Source organism: Ezakiella massiliensis, assembly GCF_059862345.1.
The window spans coordinates 1-292 of record NZ_JCBCEO010000017.1; the positions used below are offsets into that span (position 1 = coordinate 1).

Consider the following 292-nt stretch of genomic DNA (forward strand, 5'->3'; position numbering starts at 1 on the left):
CTCAATTGCAAATGAATTAATCGAAAGAAAACAAGTTAAAGTTAAGATTATGAATTTATCTCAGGTTATAAATCAAATACAAAAATCAGCATTTAAGTTAGATTCAAATGAAATTATAGATAACCTATCAAATATTCCTTTGTTAATCTTAGATGACCTTGGAATTGAAAGGGACACATCTTACGCAAGAGAACAAGTATATAACATTATAAACTCAAGATACTTAAAAGGCAGGCCGACAATTTTTACTACAAACTTATCATTGGAAATTATTCAAAATCCTAATATTGAA

1 protein-coding gene is annotated in these 292 nt (G+C 26.7%); it reads left to right on the plus strand.

Going from position 1 to position 292, the window contains the following annotated elements:
* The coding region (locus tag AC6FXG_RS08930) for an ATP-binding protein (protein WP_500572388.1) at positions 1–292 on the plus strand (292 nt) is incomplete at both ends.